This is a genomic window from Micromonospora sp. NPDC049114 (genome assembly GCF_040648635.1).
Lineage (GTDB): Bacteria > Actinomycetota > Actinomycetes > Mycobacteriales > Micromonosporaceae > Micromonospora.
On the sequence record NZ_JBEZEA010000019.1, the window covers coordinates 1 to 19,741 of the forward strand.

Annotated in this window: 13 protein-coding genes; 9 read left to right on the top strand and 4 right to left on the bottom strand. The window is 73.1% G+C overall.

Going from position 1 to position 19,741, the window contains the following annotated elements:
- Positions 1 to 1,025 precede the first annotated feature (1,025 nt).
- From AB0B39_RS31010 to AB0B39_RS31025, 4 genes are all read left to right on the top strand, one after another.
- Positions 1,026 to 2,018: an ATP-binding cassette domain-containing protein gene (locus tag AB0B39_RS31010; RefSeq protein WP_357576099.1), complete on the top strand. Its 993-nt coding sequence runs from the start codon at positions 1,026 to 1,028 to the stop codon at positions 2,016 to 2,018.
- Positions 2,015 to 4,249 carry a YhgE/Pip domain-containing protein gene (locus tag AB0B39_RS31015; RefSeq protein WP_357576069.1) on the top strand — a complete coding sequence of 745 codons (2,235 nt, stop codon included), beginning with the start codon at positions 2,015 to 2,017 and terminating at the stop codon, positions 4,247 to 4,249. The genes AB0B39_RS31010 and AB0B39_RS31015 overlap by 4 nt, the downstream gene beginning before the upstream one ends.
- Before the next feature lie 10 nt (positions 4,250 to 4,259).
- Positions 4,260 to 4,853, top strand: coding sequence for a TetR/AcrR family transcriptional regulator (locus AB0B39_RS31020; protein ID WP_234584256.1), 594 nt, complete (start codon positions 4,260 to 4,262; stop codon positions 4,851 to 4,853).
- A 95-nt stretch (positions 4,854 to 4,948) separates the two neighbouring features.
- Complete coding sequence (locus AB0B39_RS31025; RefSeq protein ID WP_357576070.1) at positions 4,949 to 8,563, top strand: ABC transporter ATP-binding protein; 3,615 nt, start codon at positions 4,949 to 4,951, stop codon at positions 8,561 to 8,563.
- A 45-nt stretch (positions 8,564 to 8,608) separates the two neighbouring features.
- Here AB0B39_RS31025 and AB0B39_RS31030 read toward each other — a convergent pair whose 3' ends face one another.
- From AB0B39_RS31030 to AB0B39_RS31045, 4 genes are all read right to left on the bottom strand, one after another.
- Positions 8,609 to 9,676: an NADH:flavin oxidoreductase/NADH oxidase gene (locus AB0B39_RS31030; protein WP_357576071.1), complete on the bottom strand. Its 1,068-nt coding sequence runs from the start codon at positions 9,674 to 9,676 to the stop codon at positions 8,609 to 8,611.
- A gap of 68 nt (positions 9,677 to 9,744) precedes the next feature.
- A complete protein-coding gene (locus AB0B39_RS31035; protein ID WP_357576100.1) occupies positions 9,745 to 11,037 on the bottom strand; it encodes a dicarboxylate/amino acid:cation symporter in 1,293 nt (430 codons plus the stop codon).
- 197 nt (positions 11,038 to 11,234) lie between these two features.
- Complete coding sequence (locus AB0B39_RS31040) at positions 11,235 to 11,903, bottom strand: DUF998 domain-containing protein (protein ID WP_357576072.1); 669 nt, start codon at positions 11,901 to 11,903, stop codon at positions 11,235 to 11,237.
- On the bottom strand, positions 11,896 to 12,861 hold the full coding sequence (locus tag AB0B39_RS31045; RefSeq protein WP_357576073.1) for a glutathione S-transferase C-terminal domain-containing protein: 966 nt from the start codon (positions 12,859 to 12,861) through the stop codon (positions 11,896 to 11,898). The genes AB0B39_RS31040 and AB0B39_RS31045 overlap by 8 nt, the downstream gene beginning before the upstream one ends.
- Before the next feature lie 107 nt (positions 12,862 to 12,968).
- Between AB0B39_RS31045 and pcaF the strand changes: the two genes are divergently transcribed.
- The 5 genes from pcaF to AB0B39_RS31070 all read left to right on the top strand — a co-directional run bounded on the left by pcaF (position 12,969) and on the right by AB0B39_RS31070 (position 19,738).
- Positions 12,969 to 14,174 (top strand): 3-oxoadipyl-CoA thiolase, encoded by a 1,206-nt coding sequence (gene pcaF / locus AB0B39_RS31050; RefSeq protein WP_357576074.1) that lies wholly within the window; start codon positions 12,969 to 12,971, stop codon positions 14,172 to 14,174.
- 154 nt (positions 14,175 to 14,328) lie between these two features.
- Positions 14,329 to 15,141, top strand: a complete 813-nt coding sequence (locus AB0B39_RS31055; RefSeq protein ID WP_357497979.1) for an SAM-dependent methyltransferase — start codon at positions 14,329 to 14,331, stop codon at positions 15,139 to 15,141.
- A 5-nt stretch (positions 15,142 to 15,146) separates the two neighbouring features.
- Positions 15,147 to 17,309, top strand: a complete 2,163-nt coding sequence (locus AB0B39_RS31060; RefSeq protein ID WP_357576075.1) for an EAL domain-containing protein — start codon at positions 15,147 to 15,149, stop codon at positions 17,307 to 17,309.
- Positions 17,310 to 17,355: 46 nt separating this feature from the next.
- Positions 17,356 to 17,856, top strand: coding sequence for a DUF456 domain-containing protein (locus tag AB0B39_RS31065; RefSeq protein WP_234584264.1), 501 nt, complete (start codon positions 17,356 to 17,358; stop codon positions 17,854 to 17,856).
- Positions 17,857 to 18,151: 295 nt separating this feature from the next.
- Positions 18,152 to 19,738, top strand: a complete 1,587-nt coding sequence (locus AB0B39_RS31070) for an amino acid permease (protein ID WP_357576076.1) — start codon at positions 18,152 to 18,154, stop codon at positions 19,736 to 19,738.
- Positions 19,739 to 19,741: the final 3 nt, after the last annotated feature.

A 19,741-nucleotide genomic window follows, 5' to 3' on the forward strand; every position in this document is an offset into this window, starting at 1 on the left:
GCGAACGCGAGACCGGCCACGGACAGCATGCTCTTACGGAAGATCGTGTTCATGGGGGTAGCTCCTTCGGGGGTAGGAACACCACACGCACCACCGGGGGGGTCGGTGACGTGGGGTGTGAGCACCTCGTCCGGCGCTGCACAAAACAAGGGCAAAGTTTGGGGGCCTGCGAGCCGGGGGCTCGCGGCGCGGCGACCTTGCGAGCGGGGCTCGTGGCGCCGGGACCGGGTGTAACGACCCGCGGTCCGGGGTCATTCCCGGGGGCGGCCCACGAGGGGGGCTCGCGGCGCCGGACCGTGTGTAACGGCCGCCCGTCCGTGGCCATTCCCGGGGGCGGCCCGCGAGCGGGGCTCGCGGTGTCCGGACCATGTGTAACGGCCGCCGGGCTGGGCCCAGGGGGCCACGGGTTGTTCCAGGTGGTCTGCGACGACCTGGCCGGGGCGTCCATTTCCAGCCCGGTCGAGCGGGCGGGGGTGGCCGTGGTCCTGCGATCGTCAGGGTATGTAACGACCCCCGGCCCGCCACGATTCCGGCCCACGGATGCGACCGGTCACAACCCAACCGCCGTCCAGAAACGGACAGCCCGGCCCATTCGCGCAGCGGGCGCGGCGGGCGGGGTGTGGCTGGGTGGTGATCGACTCGGGTTCGCCGATATCGCGGTATCCGGGGCGGGTTGATACCCCGACATCGGCGATCTTGTGTTGATCACCGCCCAGGCCACCCCGGCGACTCCTAATGACGGACATCTCGCCCATTCAAGCAGCGGACATGGCCGGCGGGGGGGCGTTCGGGTGGTGATCGACTCGGGTTCGCCGATGTCGGGGTATCCGGGACCGGTTGATACCCCGATTTCATTGATCGCGTGTCGATCAAAAGCGGAGTGGTGCGGTCGGCTCGGTGACGCCATCCACGCTTCCGTGATGACGGGGATCACGCGTCCCGGACGGGCGCAAACCCGGCCATCGCGCCTAGGCTGGGCCATGTTTTTAGACTGACCAGTCAGTACAGTGATCGGGGTGGGCGTGATGGTGGTCGAGGCGAGGGGTCTTGGCCTGCGTACCTCTCGGGGGTGGGTTTTCCGGGGTGTCGACCTTGCGGTGGACGCGGGTGAGCTGCACGCGATCGTCGGGGTGCCCGGCAGCGGACGGACCTCTCTGCTCCTCGCCCTGGCGAACCGCTTCCCCACGAGCGAAGGCCAGTTGGAGCTTCGTGCGGCGGCGGCGCTCGGTCACGTGGCCGGGGTGCACGAGCCCGACCCGGAGTTGACGGTCGCCGAGCACATCTCGGAACGACTGTCGCTGCTCGGGCGGCGAGCTGACAGTGCGGGGCCCATGGCCCTTCGTGGCGGTGCGGCAGGCGAGTTCCCGGCTGCCGAGTTCGCCGACGCTGCCGAAGCCGAAGCCGAAGCCGAAGCCGAAGCCGAACCCGAACCCGAAGCCGAACCCGAACCCGAACCCGAAGGCCAAGCCCAAGCCGAAGCCCAGGGCCAAGCCCAAGCCGAAGCCCAAGGCCAAGCCCAAGCCCAAGCCGAAGCCCAAGGCCAAGCCGAAGCCGACGGCCGCGGCGGGCGCGACCGACGGTCGACGGGCCGGCGAGGGTTCTTCGGCACGGTGGGCGGTCGACCGACTGGCAGACGCGGGTCGCCGAGGCAGGGCCGGCGGGACGCGGTCGCCGCCGTGATCGAGGGCGCCGGACTGGGCGCTGTCATCCCGCTCGACCCGGCCAGCCGGGGACGGGACCTGACGCCGGTGCAGCGCCAGATGCTCGGGCTGGTGCTCGCCACCCTCGCGGGGCCGGGGCTGATCCTCGCTGACGACGTCGACGCGGGCACGGACGGTGCGGACCGTGCCCTGCTCTGGGACCTTCTCGGTCGGCTGACCGAGCGGGGCATCGCGGTGGTGGTGACCGCGCGAGAGGTGGAACCGCATCTGCCGTCGATCGTGCACCGACTGGGTCCACCCACAACCGCCGTCGCCGTCGGGACCGCCACCGACCAGGACACCGAGGGGAACCGATGAGCGTCGTCCGACTGGCCTGGTTCGAGCTGCGCCGGATGACCCGGGGGCGGCTGCCGCGCGCCGCGCTGGCCGTGCTGACTGTCGTGCCGCTGCTCTACGGGGCGCTCTACCTCTACGCCTTCTGGGATCCGTACGGAAAGATGGACCGGATTCCGGTCGCCCTGGTGAACGCCGACCGGCCGGCGACGGCAAGCGACGGGTCGGTGGTGCACGCCGGGCAGGACCTGACCGACGAGCTGATCGACCGTCGGGTGTTCGGCTGGCAGGTCACTGACGCCGACGATGCCGACGCGGGGCTGCGCAGCGGCCGGTACCACCTGGTGTTCTCCATTCCGGCGGACTTCTCGGCGACGCTCGCCGCGAGCCCCGAGCCCGGCCAGCCGGCCCAGCGGGGCGAGCTGAAGGTGGTCAACGACGACGCCACCAACTACCTGTCGGGGCTGCTCGCCCGTTCGGCGTTCAGCGAGATCCGGGCCGCCGCGTCCGAGAGCGCCGCGTCGGACTACTTCTCCCGGATGCTTGTGGGCTTCACCGATGCCAAGGCCGAGACTCATCGGGCCGCCGACGGCGCCGGTCAGCTCGCCGACGGGCTGGGCAGCTCGAAGGAGGGCGCTGGTCGTATCGCCGACGGGTTGGACAGCTCGGCCGACGGCGCCGGGCAGGTCGCCGACGGGTTGGACAGGTCCGCGGCCGGGGCGGGCCGGCTCTCAGCCGGCCTGGACGCGAGCGCGCGGGGCGCCGACGAGTTGGCCACCGGTTTGGTCCAACTGCGAACCGGCGCCGCGCAGCTCGCCGACGGCACCGCGCGCGCCGCGACGGCGACCCGCGCGGTGGCCAGCAAGGTGGACGGTGCGGCCTCGACCATCGAGCCGGTGCTGCGGGAGAACGCCGAGCGGATCGAGCGGTCGGCCACGGCCATCGCCGACGGGGCGCAGGCGCTCTCCGACGGCCTGGACGCGCTGCCGCAGCGGGCGCGAAAGGCCCAGGCCCAGGCCCAGGTGGTGCGCGATCGGCTGGACGCCCTGGTCGCCGCGCACCCGGAGCTGGCCGACGATCCGACAGTCGTCGCCGCCCGGACGGCAGCGGCGGCAGGAGTCGAGGCGGCGCGGGCGGTCGTCGACGGTCTCGACCAGGCCGACCTGACGGCGCTGCGCGAGCGGATGACCGCGGTGGCCGCCACGGCGCGGCAGATCGCCGCCGCGGCGCCGCACCTGGCCGACGACGTGGCCGCCGCACGCGCCAAGGTCGACGAGCTGGCAGCCGGGCTGGGCACCCTCGCCGACGGCAGTGCCCAACTGCGCGACGGTCTCGGCGACGCGGCGACCGGGGCCGAGCGGCTGCGCGGCGGGCTGTTCCGCCTGGCCACCGGGGCCCGCGAGCTGGACGGTGGGCTCGACCGGCTCAGCACTGGCGGCGACCGGCTCGCCGACGGCCTGGTCCGGCTGGAGAGCGGCGCCGGCGAGTTGGCCTCCGGGCTGACCCGGCTGGGCGGCGGGGCCGGCGACCTCGCCGACGGCCTGGCCGACGGCGAGAAGAAGATCCCGGGGTACGACGACGCGGACGCCCGCTCGGGCATCCTCGGCGATCCGGTGTCCCTGGACCGTTCGGCCCGCCACCCGGCCGGCTCGTACGGGGTTGGCTTCGCGCCGTACTTTCTCGGTCTGGCGCTCTGGGTCGGCGCGATGATCACGTACATGCTGCTGCGGCCGGTCAACCGGCGGCACGTCATGTCCGGCGCTCCCGCCTGGCGGGTCGCGCTGGCCGGCTGGTTGCCCGCCGCGGCGGTCGGGTTGGCCCAGGCCGGGGTGCTCTTCACAGTGGTGACGCTGGTGCTGGGGCTGGACCCGGTGCGTCCCGCCGTGACGCTGGGTCTGCTGGCGCTGGTCTCGCTCGCCTTCACCGCGATTATGCAGTGGCTGGGGGCCCAGCTCGGCCCCGCCGGTCGGCTCGCCGCGCTGGCCCTGTTGATGCTTCAGCTCACGTCGTCGGGCGGCACCTACCCCGTCCAGACCTCGCCCGGCTTCTTCCAGGCGATCCACAGCTGGTTGCCGATGAGCTACGTGGTGGCGGGGCTGCGGCACACCATCAACGGCGGTCCGGCCGGCCCGGTGGTGACGGCGGTGTTCGTGCTGCTCGGCTTCACGGTGGCGGCGCTGGCCCTGACCGCCGCCGCGGCCCGTCGCTCACGCCGGCTCACCCCGGCGAAGCTGCATCCCGAGCTGACCATGTGAGGATGGGCCGGTGACGGACGGACGGTCGAGGCGGCGGGAGGACACGCGTCAGCGGCTCTTCGTCGCCGCGGTGGACCTCATCGCCGAGCGCGGCTTCTCCGCGACCACTGTGGACGACATCGCGGCCCGGGCCGGTGTCGCGAAGGGCACGGTCTACTACAACTTCGAGTCCAAGACGGTGCTCTTTGAGGAGTTGTTGCGCCACGGCATCGGCCTGCTCACCGCCGAGTTCCGGGCGGCGGTCGCCGGGCAGCCGCCGCGCGCCGCGCTGGCGGCCCTGGTCCGCGCCGAACTGGAGTACATCCGCCGGTACCGGGCCTTCGCCCAACTGCTGCTGTCGGAGATGTGGCGGACCAACCGGGAGTGGCAGCAGACGTTGCGGCTGCTGCGCGGCGAGGCGATCGAGGTGATCGCCGAGACCGTACGGGCCGGGGTGGACAGCGGGGACCTGCCGGCCGATCTGGACGTGCCCACCGCCTCCTCGGCGCTGTTCGGGGTGGGTCTGGTGGTGGCCGTGGACTGGCTGGTGTTCCAGCCCGACCGGCCCATCGCCGATGTGCAGGAGGCGCTGCTCGGCATCGTGCGCCGGGTCGCCCAGACCTGACCGCAGGGCCTGCTCAGGGCGGGTAATTCGGTTGAGTCGACGGGTCTGCTGCCGGCACGCTGGGTGTTCCGCCACCCACGTCCGGAGGAACTCCGATGCGCCTGCTCCGTGATCTGTGGGGCACCTCGCCGCGCCGCCTCGCGCTCGTCGCCGTCCTGATCGTGCTCGGCGCGGCCGGTCAGGCGGGCGCGTCGGCGCTCGCCGGCGCGGTCCTCGTACACCGGTCGACGAGCTCCTTCACGGTCCTGGCCGCGGCGCTGGCCGCCGTGGTCCTCAGCGATCTCGTGGTGAGCCTGTTGATGGCCGGGCTCACCGCCGACTGGTCCGCGGACGTCCGTCGGCGGCTCTGCCGGGTCGCGCTCGGGCAGGACCTGCCGAGCCTCGAGACCACGCCGGTGGGGGAGCTGCTCGACCGCATCGACGGGGACGTCTACCAGGTGGCGTCGGCGGTGCGTAACCAGGGCTCGCGCCTCGCCCAGGGGCTCTGCGTCGGCCTGCTGTCGATGGTGGTGGCGCTGGTCGTGTGGTGGCCGGCCGGGATAGCGATGCTGCTGCTCACGGTGCTGCTGGGGGTGGGGCTGCGCCGGCCCACGGCGCGGATCGGCCCCGCCCGGATGGTCGAGGAGGAGGCCTGGTCGGACCTGGCCGCCGTGATGGAGGAGGCGGTGCACGGTCAGGACGACGTGCGGACCAGCCTCGCCCAGCCGTACGTGCTGCGGCTGTACGCCCGGCGGGCCGCCACCGTGCTGTCCCGCGGCAACCGGGTCTGGACGCTGTCCGCCCGGGTGGCGACTGTCGCCACCGCGACGATCCGGGTCGGCGTCGGCGGGGTGGTGCTCGGCGGGGCCTGGGCCCTGGCCACCGGCCGGGTCGACGCCGCCAGGCTCACCGCGATCTGGCTGCTCGCCCTGGCCTTCGGGGCCACCGCCGAACACGTCAGCCGGATGGTGCCCGAACTCCAGGAGGCCCTCGGCGCGTGGGCCCGGGTGCAGCTGCTCCAGAAGGCCCGGCAGGAGCCGGTCGGCGGGGTCAGCCCGACCGAGGGCGACCTGCGCATCCGGGACCTGACGTTCGGCTACGAGGTGAGCGGCCCGGAGAGCGGGCGGGGTCCGGCCCTGCGCGGGCTCAGCCTGACCTTCGCGCGCGGCCGGTCGTACGCCCTGATCGGGCGGACCGGGTCGGGCAAGTCGACACTGGCGAAGGTGCTCACCCGGGCCGTGGACGTGCCGCCCGGCACCGTGTTCCTCGGCGACACCGACCTGTGCGACCTCGACGTCGAAGAGCTGCGCCGCTGGGTGGCGCTGGTGCCGCAGCGCACCGAGATCCTGGCCGGCACGCTCGCCGAGAACGTCGCGCTCTACGACCCGGAGCTGCTCGACGCCGCTGCCCGGGCGTTGGACGAGCTGGGCCTGGCCGGCTGGATCGCCGAGCTGCCCGACGGGCTGGCGACCCGGCTGGGGGAGGGCGGGCACGTGCTCTCCGCCGGCCAGGAGCAGTTGGTGGCGTTCGCCCGGATCCTGGTGCGCGATCCGCACGTCGTGATCCTCGACGAGGCCACCGCCCGGCTGGACCCGGTGACCGAGGCGCGGGTGCAGCGGGCCACCGAACGACTGCTGCGCGACCGGATCGGCATCGTCATCGCCCACCGGCTCTCCTCGGTGCGTCGCTGCGACGAGGTGGTGGTGCTGGCCGACGGCGCGGTGGTCGAGGCCGGCCCGCTGGAGACGTCGACGCGCTTCGCCGAGCTGCTGGCGACCAGCCACGCCGCCGTGTACGCCGGCGGGGCCTCGACGTTCCGGTCCGGCGGCGGCACCGACCTGTTGACCGGTCCGGACGCCGCCGGCACCGACCTGTTGACCGGTCCGGACGCCGCCGGCACCGACCTGCTGGTCGGCTCGCAGGCCGCCGGCGTCGACCTGTTGAGCGGCTCCGGGACGCCCGGCACCCGCTCGGGCGCTGGTCCGGTCGACCCGGCGGTGACGGGTGAGCCGGGGCCGGCGGGACGGGCCGAGCCGCCGCCGCTGCCACCGACCCCGCCGGCCCGCACCTTCCGGGAGATCCTCCGGCTCTGCACCAACGACCCCCGGTACGGCGCGGCGGCGATCGTGCTGTTCCTCGCGCTCAGTCTGCTCGGGCTGGACGGCCCGCTGCTGCCGTGGCTCTGGGCCGATCTGGTCGACGGGACCGGCAGCCCGTACCTGCCGGCGCTGGGCATCGTGACCGGGCTGCTGGTCACCCTGCCGCTGCCGTACTACACGCACGTCTGGTTCCCCCACTGGTGGGTGCGGCAGATGCTGCGGATCGGCCTGCGTCTGGTGCACGGCCAGACCGGTCCGCGCCGGGTCAGCTCGCACACCCCGGCCGAGGTCGTGGCGCAGGGCGGGGACACCGAGCGCGTGGTGCAACTCGCCGACAACGTGCTCGACCAGACGGTCGCGCTGGTCCTGGTGGTCGCCATGACGGCGGTCACCGGCAGCGTCGTACCGGGGCTGTTCTTCCTCGGCACGATGGTCGTCTCCGGACTGGCCGCGACGCTGTTCGGCCCGAAGCTGGAGCGTGCGGCCCGGGCGACGGTGACGGCGCGGGCGGCGTTCGCCACCGCCCTGGTCTCCGCGCTCTCCGCGGCGCGGACGGTGAAGCTCGCCGGTGCCACGGCGGCGGTGCTGCGTCACCTCGCGGTCCTGGACGCGCTGCGCAGTGACCGGCAGCGACGGGAGATCTCGGTGCAGGTGTGGTCGCGGTCGACGCCGTCGGTGGCCAGTGGCCTGCTGCCGATCGGCGCGTGGGCCCTCTACCTGGGCGGCGAGCTGTCGGCCGGCGCGGTGTTGGTGGCCGTGTCCACGCTTGGCGCGGCCCGCTGGTTCGCCTGGACGACCGCGTCGTTGATCTCCCAGCTGCCGTCGGCGCGGGTGTGGACCCGCCGGACGGTGGCGATGACGGGTGTGGGCGCGTACACGGCGGCGGTGCCGGCGGTCGACCTGGCCGCCGGGACCGCACCCGCGCCGACGTCGCCGCCCCGCAACCCGCTGCGCCGGTTGGAGCTGCGCCGCTTCTCGGTGGTGCACTCCGACGGCACGGTCGCCGTCCGGGACGTGGACCTGACGGTGCACCGTGGGCAGTTGGTGCTGGTCGTGGGGCCGGTCGGGTCGGGCAAGTCCTCGCTGCTGCGGGCGTTGGCCGGCATCGTGCACCACACCGGCGAGCTGTCGTGGAACGGCGACCCGGTCACCGAACCCGAGCTGTTCCTGCGCCCCAACCAGGTCGGCTACGTCGGCCAGTTGCCGAGGGTGCTCTCCGGCACGGTGGCCGACAACATCGCGCTCGGCCACGAGGTGGACGCGGCCGGCGCGGTCAGCACCGCCCAGCTCGACCACGACCTGGCCGCCGCCGGCGGTGGACTGGGTCTGCTCATCGGGCACAAGGGCACCCGGCTCTCCGGCGGCCAGCTTCAGCGGCTGGCGCTGGCCCGGGCGCTGGCACCGCGTACCGAACTGCTCGTCGCCGACGACGTGTCGTCGGCGCTCGACGTCACCACCGAGCTGGCGCTGTGGCGGGCGTTGCGGGCGCACGGGGTGACGGTTGTCGGGTCGACCGCGAAGCGTGCCGCGCTGGTCCGCGCCGACCACGTGGTGGTGCTGCACGCCGGGGCGGTGGCGGCGCAGGGCACCTGGCGGGAGCTGGAGGGCGACTGGTCGCACCTGGCCGGCTGACGGTCGGGCGGCTGCCGGCGACGGCAGCCGCCCGACCGGCGGGAATCACCAGGCGCGGGCGTACTGGGCGGGCCCGCTGTACGCGACGCCGAGCTTCGCGGCGGCGCGTCGCGGCCAGTACGGGTCGCGCAGCAGTTCCCGGCCGAGCAGCACCAGGTCGGCCTCGCCGTTGGCGACGATCTGCTCGGCGTGCTCCGGCTCGACGATCAGGCCTACCGCGCCGGTCGGCACGCCCGCCTCGCGGCGGATCTGGGCGGCCAGCGGCACCTGGTAGCCGGGGCCGAGCGGGATGCGCTGGTCGGTGCTGACGCCGCCGGAGGAGGTGTCGACCAGGTCGACGCCGACGCCGGCCAGCTCACCGGCGAGCACCACGCTGTCCTCGACGGTCCAGCCGCCCTCGACCCAGTCGGTGGCGGAGATCCGGGTCAGCACCGGCACGCTCTCGCCGACCGCGGCGCGCACCGCGCGGGCGACCTCCAGGGTGAGCCGCATCCGGGCGGCCCGATCGCCGCCGTAGGAGTCGGTGCGGTGGTTGGTCAGCGGCGACAGGAACTCGTTGAGCAGGTATCCGTGCGCGGCGTGGATCTCCACGGCGGCGAAACCGGCGTCCAGCGCCCGCTCGGCCCCGGCGGCGAACGCGTCGATCAGGTTGGCGATGCCCGCCGCGTCGAGGGCGGTCGGCGTCCGGTAGCCGGGAGTGAACGGCTCGGACCCGGGGGCGACGGGCGTCCATCCGCCCTCGGCGTCCGGCACCCCGCCGCGCTCCGGCGCCCATGGCCGGTAGGTGGAGGCCTTGAAACCGGCGTGCGCGAGCTGGACGGCCGGCACCGCGCCGTGGGCGGCGACGAACGCGGTCACCGGTCGCCAGGCGTCCACGTGCGCGTCGGACCACAGCCCGGTGTCCTGGGGAGAGATCCGACCCTCGGGGAGTACGGCGGTCGCCTCGGTCAGCACCAGCCCGGCCCCGCCGACCGCGCGGCTGCCCAGGTGGATGAGGTGCCAGTCGGTGGGCAGGCCGTCCGGTCCGGCCGAGTACTGGCACATGGGCGCCACGGCGATCCGGTTGGGCAGGGTGACGCCGCGCAGGGCCAGGGGAGTGAACAGGGAGCTCATGTGGTCATCCTCTCCGAAACGGCGACGGGCCCCCGGGAGAGGGGGCCCGTCGCCGTGCGGTGAACGGGTCAGGCAGGGACGGGGCTGAGCTCGGGCCGGGTCTCCGCGACCGGCTCCGGCTCGGTCAGGTCGCGTCGACCGGCGGACTCGTACGCGGCCCGGTCGAGGGTGCCCTCACGGGCGGCGACAACCGTCGGCACGAGCGCCTGCCCGGCCACGTTGGTGGCGGTGCGGATCATGTCCAGGATCGGGTCGATGGCGAGCAGCAGGCCGGCGCCGGCCAGCGGCAGACCGAGCGTGCTCAGGGTGAGGGTGAGCATGACGATCGCCCCGGTCAGGCCGGCGGTGGCCGCCGAGCCGACCACCGAGACGAACGCGATGAGCAGGTAGTCGGTGACGCCGAGCTGCACGCCGAACACCTGCGCCACGAAGATCGCGGCGAGGGCCGGGTAGATCGCGGCGCAGCCGTCCATCTTCGTGGTGGCGCCGAACGGCACCGCGAACGAGGCGTACTCGCGGGGGACGCCGAGCCGCTCGACGGAGCGCTGGGTCACCGGCATGGTGCCCACCGAGGAGCGGGACACGAAGGCCAGCTCGATGGCGGGCCACGCGCCGGCGAAGAAGCGCAGCGGGTTGAGCCGGCCGGCGAGGAACAGCACCAGCGGGTAGACCACGAACAGCACGATGGCGCAGCCGACGTAGACGGCGGTGGTGAACTTCGCGAGGGGCGCCAGCAGGTCCCAGCCGTACGAGGCGACGGCGTTGCCGATCAGGCCGAGGGTGCCGATCGGGGCGAGTCGGATGACCCACCACAGGGCCTTCTGCACGATTTCCAGCAGCGAGCGGTTCAGCGCCACGAAGGGCTCGGCGGCGTCGCCGACCAGCAGGGCGGCGGCACCGACCACGAGGGCGAGGAAGACGATCTGGAGGACGTTGCCCTCGACGAACGCGCCGACCGGGTTGGTGGGCACGATGCCGGTGAGGAAGTCGGTCCAGGAGCCGGTGTTCTTGGGCGGGGTCGCGCCACCCACGTCGAGGCTCACGCCGCGGCCCGGGTTGACGAGCAGGCCGAGGCCGATGCCGATGCTCACCGCGATCAGCGCGGTGATGCCGAACCACATCAGGGTCTTGAGCGCGAGCCGGGCGGCGTTGGCCACGCCGCGCAGGCTGACCACGCTGACCACGATGGCGGTGAAGACCAGGGGCGGCACGGCCAGCTTGAGGAGCTGGATGAAGAGGCTGCCGACGGTGTGCAGGGTGCTGGTCAGCCAGCTCAGGTCGTTGCTGCGGGCCAGGAAGCCGAGGGCGACGCCGAGCACGAGGCCGAGGAGGATCTGCACGGAGAAGGGAATCTTGCGCAGGCCGAAGGGCATGAGGTGTCCAATTGTCTGATCTGGTCGGGGTAGGCGCGTGGAGGGCGGCTACGCCGGACAGATGCCGCTGGCCTGCAGTCGGAGATCGACATACAGGCGAACGGTGAGGCCCCAGACATTGGTCATCGCTCGCCGACGATACGCCGATCGGCGCGGTCTGCAAGGCACGATGGCCGTGACGCTCCTTACAAGCCCCGTTCGCGGCGGGTCAGGGCCAGGGCCGTGCCGGTGGCCGCGCCCCACAGCACCGCGAGCCCGAGAACCAGTCGCTCCACCACGCCGACCAGGGTGCCCCGGCCGACCACGAGCATGGCCAACCCGATCGTCGCGCACAACGGCAGGGCGAGCACGGCAGTGCCGGCCGCCAACCGGCGGACCATCGCCCCGGCCGGCCCGGACACGGCGAGCGCGACCATGGCGAGGACCACCGCAGCCGTCGCCGCGATGCTCGCGCCCCCGTGCACCAGGTCGGCCACCGTGGTCCGCTCGAACGGCGGCAGTGGGCAACCGGCGGAGCAGGTCACCGCCCCGGACACCGCGGTGAGCACCGCGCCGGTGGCGAGCAGCGCCGGCGCCACCCGGACCCCGGGAGGCAGCGCCCCGGCGATCAGCAGCAACGCGCCGGCCAGGGCGAGAACACCGATCCGGTACGTCACGGCGTGCGCGCTGCCGGCGATGCCCGCCTCGCTCACGTACCCGGTCAGACCGGGACCGGGACCGGCGACGACCGCTACCGTCACCGCGACCGCGCCGGCCACCGCGCAGCCGGTGGCGGCGGACCCGGCGACCCGGCGGGCGACGTCCCCGCGGGCGGCGGGTGCCGTCGCGGTGCCGGCCCGCCCCGACTCAGCCACGCCCGTGCGGCGTCGTCCAACCGGACTCGTCGGGGCCCAGGGGCACGATGCCTGTCGGGTTGATCTCCCGATGGGTCCCGTAGTAGTGCCGCTTGATGTGGTCGAAGTCCACCGTCTCGCCGAAGCCCGGGGTCTGGAACAGGTCCCGGGCGTACGCCCAGAGCACCGGCATCTCGGTCAGCTTGCTGCGGTTGCACTTGAAGTGCCCGTGGTACGCGGCGTCGAAGCGCACCAGCGTGGTGAACAGCCGCACGTCGGCCTCGGTGATCGTGTCGCCCATCAGGTAGCGCTGCCCGGCCAGGCGTTCGGACAGCGCGTCCAGCCGGGCGAAGAGCGCCCGGAACGCCTCGTCGTACGCCTCCTGGGAGGTGGCGAACCCGCACCGGTAGACGCCGTTGTTGACGTCGTGGTGGATCTCGGCCATCAGCGCGTCCATCTCCGGGCGCAGCGCGACCGGGTACAGGTCGGGTGCGCCGGGCGCGTGCAGCGGCTGCCATTCGGTGGAGAAGTCGAGGGTGAGCTGCGGGTAGTCGTTGGTGACCACCCGGCCGGTAAGCGTGTCGACAAGCGCCGGCACGGTCACCCGGCCGGTGTAGTCCGCGTCGGTGGCCAGGTACGCCTCGGAGAGGAAGCTGACACCGAGGACGGGGTCGAAGCCGTCCGGGTCGAGGGCGAACGCCCAGCCGCGTTCGTCCCGGATCGGGTCGACGGTGCCCAGCGAGATCGCGTCGTCCAGCCCGAGCAGGCCGCGCACGATCCTCGCCCGGTGCGCCCACGGGCAGGCGCGGCACCAGATCAGCCGGTACCGGCCGGCCTCCAGCGGCCAGCGGTCCTGCTCGTCGGGGCCGCCACCCGGCGGGGAGGTCGAGTCGGCGGTGACCCGACCGGTGAACCGGTTGGGCTGGCGGACGAATGCGCCACCACGGCTGGTCTCTGCGCTGAACTGGGCCCGGGCCATGCCGCCAACCTATCCGCTGTGCGCGTGGATATCCTGGCGGCTGGGGAGTCCCCTGCGACCCGGTGGACGCCCGCACCCCCGCCCTTCCCACCCCCGAAGGACTCGCGATGACCGTGGCATACCTGGTGGCCGGTGTCCGTACCCCCATCGGCCGGTACGCCGGCGCGCTGGCCGGCGTCCGCCCCGACGACCTGGCCGCACACGTGATCCGCGAGCTGGTCGCCCGGCACCCGTCGGTGGACTGGGCCCGCGTCGACGACGTCGTACTCGGCTGCGCCAACCAGGCCGGCGAGGACAACCGCAACGTGGCCCGGATGGCGGCGCTGCTCGCCGGCCTGCCCGAGGAGGTGCCGGGCAGCACCGTCAACCGGCTCTGCGGCTCCGGCCTGGACGCCCTCGCCATCGCCGCCCGGTCCATCGTGGCCGGCGAGACGGACCTGGTGGTCGCCGGCGGGGTGGAGAGCATGAGCCGGGCGCCGTTCGTCGTGCCGAAGGCGACCTCGGCGTACTCCCGCTCGGCCGAGATGTACGACACGACCCTGGGCTGGCGGCTGGTCAACCCGTTGATGCGGGACGGCTGGGGAGTCGACTCGATGCCGGAGACGGCGGAGAACGTGGCCGCCGAGTACAGCGTCGACCGGGCCGAGCAGGACGCGTTCGCGTACCGCTCGCAGCAGCGCGCCGCCAAGGCGCAGGCCGACGGCCGGTTCGCCGAGGAGATCGTGCCGGTGTCCGTGCCCGCCGGTCGCCGCGAGACCCGACTGGTCGAGGTCGACGAGCACCCCCGGGAGACGTCGCTGGAGAAGCTGGCCGCCCTGCCCACCCCGTTCCGCGACGGCGGCACGGTGACCGCCGGCAACTCCTCGGGCGTCAACGACGGGGCGGTCGCGCTGCTGGTGGCCAGTGAGGCGGCGGTGCGACGGTACGGCCTCACCCCGCTGGCCCGCATCGGCGGCGCGGCGACGGCCGGCGTACCGCCGCGGATCATGGGAATCGGCCCGGTGCCGGCCACCCGCAAGCTGCTCGACCGGGTGGGCGTGGAGCTGGGCGCGGTGGACGTCGTCGAGCTGAACGAGGCGTTCGCCGCGCAGGCCGTGGCGGTGCTGCGCGAGCTGGGGTTGCCCGTCGACGCCGAGCACGTCAACCCGAACGGTGGCGCGATCGCGCTCGGGCATCCGCTGGGCGCCAGCGGCGCGCGGCTGGCGCTGACCGCCGCCCTGGAGCTGCGCCGTCGCGGCGGCCGCCGGGCCCTCGCCACCATGTGCATCGGTGTCGGGCAGGGCATCTCGCTGCTGCTGGAGTCGGCCGCCTGAGCGCGGAAAGTTACGTGAAGGGATCTCCCGTACGTGGGAGTCGGCGGCCTAGAGTGGTCCACACCACACGACCCGCGGGGTCGGCCGGCGGTCGCGCGCGCTCGTCGACGCCGGTGCCGCCTCGCGCCGCGGCGACGAACTGGGGAGCACACCGATGCCGGACGCACTGCCGACCGAGATTGACCTGACCAGGCCGAGCGCGGCCCGGGTGTACGACTACTTCCTGGGCGGGGCGCACAACTTCGAGGTCGACCGGCAGCTGGCCGAGCAGATCGCCAGCATGACCCCGAATCTCGCCGCCACCATGCGCTCCGGTCGGGAGTTCCTGCGCCGCGCCGTCCGGGCGCTGCTCGACGCCGGCATCGACCAGTTCCTCGACATCGGCTCCGGCATCCCGACCGTGGGCAACGTGCACGAGGTGGCCCAGGCGGCCAACCCGAAGGCCCGGGTGGTCTACGTCGACATCGATCCGGTGGCCGTCGCGCACAGCCGTGAACTGCTCGCCGGCAACGACCTGACCGGGGTGATCCACGCCGACCTGCGCGAGCCGGAGCGGATCCTCGCCGAGACCCGGCGGCTCGGGCTGATCGACTTCAGTCGACCGATGGGCATCCTGCTGGCCGGGGTGGTGCACTTCATCCCGGACGCCGACGGTCCCGAGGAGATCCTGTCCACCCTGCGGGCCGCCGCCGCGCCCGGCAGCTTCCTGGTCATCTCGCACTCCACCTTCGAGGACCAGCCGCAGGAGATGCTGGACGCCCAGCGCCTCTCCGCCCGGACGGCCACCGAGATCACCCTGCGCTCCCGCGCGCAGGTCACCGGCTTCTTCGGCGACTGGACGGTGCTCGAACCGGGCGTGGTGCACATGCCACTGTGGCGTCCCGACTCGCCGGCCGACGTGGACGAGCACCCCGAGCGGTTCGGCGCCTTCGGGGGCGTGGCCCGGTACGACCAGCCCGCCGGCTGAACGCAGTGGCCGCCGTCCCGGACCCCACCGGGGTCGACGTCGGCCGGGGCGGCGCCCAGGGCTTCGCCGCCGACTGGGCCCGCGCCGTACGCCGCATCGGCTTTGTGCCGCTCAGCGCGGCCGAGACCGAGCGGCTGTTGCTGCTGCACACCGTCCGGCTGGCCCAGGTGGTGCGGGCCGAGCCGTTCAGCGCGCGTCCCGCCGAGGAGGTCGGGCGGGCGCTGGTGGAGGCGCATCTGACCGAGCCCCGGGCGTTGGAGTGGTCGCTGCGCGCGCTCGGCGAGGCCTTCCCCGACCGGGTCCTGGCGACCGGCGACCGGCCGCCCGACCTGGGCGAGCGCATCGCCGCGGTGCAGGGCGGGTTGGCCGCCGGCTTCGCCCGCGCGCTGCGCGACCGGACCTTCACCCAGCAGGAGCGCATCGCCCGCTCGGCCTGGCAGGCCCGCGACGAGGTCGAGCAGGCGTTGCGCGACAGTGAGGCGCGGTTCCGGGCGGTCTTCACCGGCGCGGCGATCGGGATCGGCATCGCCGGGGTGGACGGCCAGATCATCGACGTCAACACGGCGTTCGCCGACATGCTCGGCTACTCGATCGAAGAGTTGTGCGAGATGAACGTGGCGGAGCTGTTCCACGCCGACGACGCCGCCGGCATGTGGGAGCTGTACCAGGAGCTGATCGAGGGCAAGCAGGACTCGGTCCGGGTGGAGAAGCGCTACCACCGCAAGGACGGCAGCATCGTCTGGACGGACCTGGCGGTGTCGCTGATCCGGTACGACGACGGGCGACCCCGGTTCACCGTCGCCATGATCGAGGACATCACCGAGCGGTACGAACTCCAGCAGCGGCTGCGTTTCCAGGCGCTGCACGACCCGTTGACCGGACTGCCCAACCGGACCCTGTTCTTCGAGACGCTGGGCCGGGTCTTCGACACCGCCGGGCCCGCTCAACGGGTCGGGGTGTGTTTCCTCGACCTGGACGGCTTCAAGGCGATCAACGACAGCCTCGGCCACGACCTCGGCGACCGGCTGTTGGTGGCGATCGGCCGGCGGCTCGCCGAGTGCGTGGCGGACCACGGCCACCTGGTCGCCCGGATGGGCGGCGACGAGTTCGTCATCCTGGTCGACGGCGGCGACGACGTCGACGACGCGGTGGCCGTGGCGGAGGCCGCGCTGGCCGCCGTCGCCGCCCCGGTGCACCTCGGCGACCAGCAGTTGGCGGTCTCCGCCAGCGTGGGCATCGTGGACTGCCCGGCCGCGGAGACCACCGCCTCGGAGCTGATGAAGGCCGCCGACACGACGCTCTACTGGGCCAAGGCGGCCGGCCGCGGCCGGTGGGCGGTGTACGACCCGGAGCGCAGCGCCCGCGACCTCGCCCGGTCGGCGCTGGTCGCCGGGCTGCCGGCCGCACTGGACCGGGGCGAGTTCGTGCTGCACTACCAGCCGATCGTGTCGCTGCTGGAGGGCACGATGCTCGCGGTGGAGGCGTTGGTCCGCTGGGAGCACCCGGAGCTGGGGCTGATCGGCCCGGACCGCTTCATCGGCCTCGCCGAGGAGACCGGCCTGATCGTCCAGCTCGGCGAGTGGGTGCTGCGGCGGGCCTGCCACGACGCCGAACGCTGGCGGCGGGAGTTCCCCGAGGCCCGGCTGGTGGTCAGCGTCAACCTGGCCGCCCGGCAGGCCGACGACCCGGCGATCGTCGCGACGGTGGCGGACGCGCTGGCCACCAGCGGCCTGCCGGCGGAGTTGTTGCAGCTGGAGTTGACCGAGAGCGCCGTGATGGGCAGCGCCGGCGAGCCGCTGCGCAGCCTGCACCGGCTCGCGGCGCTGGGCGTCCGGCTGGCGGTCGACGACTTCGGCACCGGATACTCCAACCTTGCGTACCTGCGGCGGCTGCCGATCCACTGCCTGAAGCTGGCCGGCCCGTTCGTCGAGGGCATCCGCGCCGACGGGACGGACGTGGTGGCGGACCACCGCGACGAGCGGATCGTCGACGCGCTGGTCCGGTTGGCGCACGCGCTGGAGCTGTGGGTCACCGCCGAGGCGGTGGAGACGCCGGTGCAGGCCGAGCGGCTGCGGGCGCTGCGCTGCGACACCGGGCAGGGGCGGTACTTCGGCGCACCGGCGCCGGCCGAGGAGATCACCGCCCGGCTGCGGCGGGCGACGGCGTGAGCGGTGGGTCGGGGCGGTCCCGACGGTGGCGACGGAAGGCGACGGCGTGAGCCTGAACGACTCGCAGACGGTGGTCACCGTGGTGGCCGCGTTGGCCATCCTCGCCGGGCTGGCTGGTGTGGTGGTGCCCGGCCTGCCGGCGTTGCCGCTGTGCTGGGGTGGGGTGCTGGTCTGGGCGATCTTCGGCGGCGCCGGCCCGGGTGGCTGGGCGGTGTTCGCCGTCGCGACAGTTGTCGCGGTCGGGGGCATCGTCGTGAAGTACCTGTGGCCGGGCAGGAACCTCAAGCGCACCGGCGTGCCGACGTCGTCTCTGCTGGCCGGGGGCGTGCTCGGCCTGGTGGGGTTCTTCGTGATCCCCGTGATCGGTCTGCTGCTGGGCTTCGTCGCGGGAGTGTGGGCAGCGGAGCGGCTGCGCCTCGGCAGCAATCGGCTCGCCTGGCCGTCCACCGTGCAGGCGCTCAAGGCGGCCGGCCTGTCCATGCTTGTGGAATTCCTGGCCGGCCTGACCATCGGCGCCCTCTGGGTAGCCGGCCTCCTCCTGACCTGACCCGCCCGTCACCGGGGGCGGAGGGCGGCGCGGGGCATGTGTGGGTACGGCGGTTGCCGTACGGAGAGAGAGGCGTGCCCCGCGCCGCCGCGGTGCTGGGCGGTCCGAGCGCCCGGTCGTGGCCCGTCGCGATCGGGCCTGGTCACGAGGTCAAGCATGCGGGCGGCCCGGACGTGCGGCAACGCAATTAGCCGGTTCGGCGGTGAGATTCCCACCGGCATCGTATTGACCTGTCTTGATCGGCGGGACGACACTTTGCGCACTCGTTCGCGGAACCACCTCAGGGAGGTGTGCAGTGGCCACGACGCCCGTGCCGACCGCAGAGCAACCGATCGACGACGACGCCCGACGACTCGCCGAACTCGGCTACAAGCAGGAGTTGCGCCGCAAGTGGAGTGGCTTCTCCAACTTCGCCATCTCGTTCTCCATCATCTCGATCCTGGCCGGCTGCTTCACCACCTTCGGCCAGGCGTGGAACAACGGCGGGCCGGTCGCCATCTCCTGGGGCTGGCCGCTGATCTCACTGTTCATCCTGATCATCGGGTTCTGCATGGCCGAGTTGGTGTCGGCCTACCCGACGGCTGGCGGGATCTACTGGTGGGCGGCGACCATGGGCCGCCCGGTGCACGGCTGGTTCACCGGCTGGTTGAACCTCATCGGCCTGGTCGCGGTCACCGCCTCGGTCGACTACGGCTGCGCGACCTTCCTCAACCTCACCCTGTCGGCGCTCTTCGACGGCTGGGCCGGGACGCTGCGGCAGGCGTTCGTCCTCTTCGTGATCATTCTGGCGCTGCACGGCCTCATCAACATCTTCGGGCACCGGATCATCGACGTACTCCAGAACGTCTCGGTCTGGTGGCACGTGGCCGGCGCGGCGGCCGTGGTGGCCATCCTGGTGTTCGTTCCGGACGATCACCAGAGCTTCCAGTTCGTGTTCACCGAGCGGTTCAACAACTCGGGCTTCGGCGACGGGGACACCGGCGGGCTGACGTTCTGGTTCTACGTGCTGCCGCTGGGCTTCCTGCTGACCCAGTACACGATCACCGGCTTCGACGCCTGCGCGCACGTCTCCGAGGAGACCCGGGGCGCGTCGCAGGCCGCCGCGCGCGGGCTCTGGCAGTCGATCTTCTATTCGGCTGTCGGTGGCTGGATCCTGCTGCTGGCGTTCCTGTTCGCGGCCACCGACGTCGAGGCGGTCAACGCCGCCGGCGGCTTCTCCGGCGCCATCTTCGAATCCGCCCTGACCCCGGTCTTCTTCAAGATCGTCATCATCATCTCGACGATCGGACAGTTCTTCTGCGGCATGAGCTGCGTGACCTCGATGAGCCGCATGGCGTACGCGTTCAGTCGGGACCGGGCGGTACCCGGATGGCGGCTCTGGTCGACTGTCGACCGCAACGGCACCCCGGTCAACGCCATCATCGGCGCCACGGTGGCTGGTCTGGTGCTGACCCTGCCGGCGCTCTACGAGAGCTCGACCGGCATCCCGATCGCGTTCTACGCGGTGGTCTCCGTCGCGGTGCTCGGGCTCTACCTGTCGTTCCTCATCCCGATCGCGCTGCGGCTGCGCCTCGCCGACCGGTTCGTACCCGGCCCGTGGACGCTGGGACGGAAGTACAAGCTGCTCGGCTGGATCGCGGTCATCGAGATCGCGGTCATCGCCGTGTACTTCGTACTGCCGATCGTGCCGGCCGGCGTGCCCGGCGACGACGACTTCACCTGGTCGGCGGTGAACTACGCGCCGCTCGCCGTGGGCGGGGTGCTGCTGGTGGTCGCCGTCTGGTGGTACGCCTCGGCCCGCAAGTGGTTCGCCGGCCCGGTCCGTACCGTCGAGGAACCCGCACCGGCGGTCGACCCGGCACCGGTCGACGGCCCGGCCTGACAC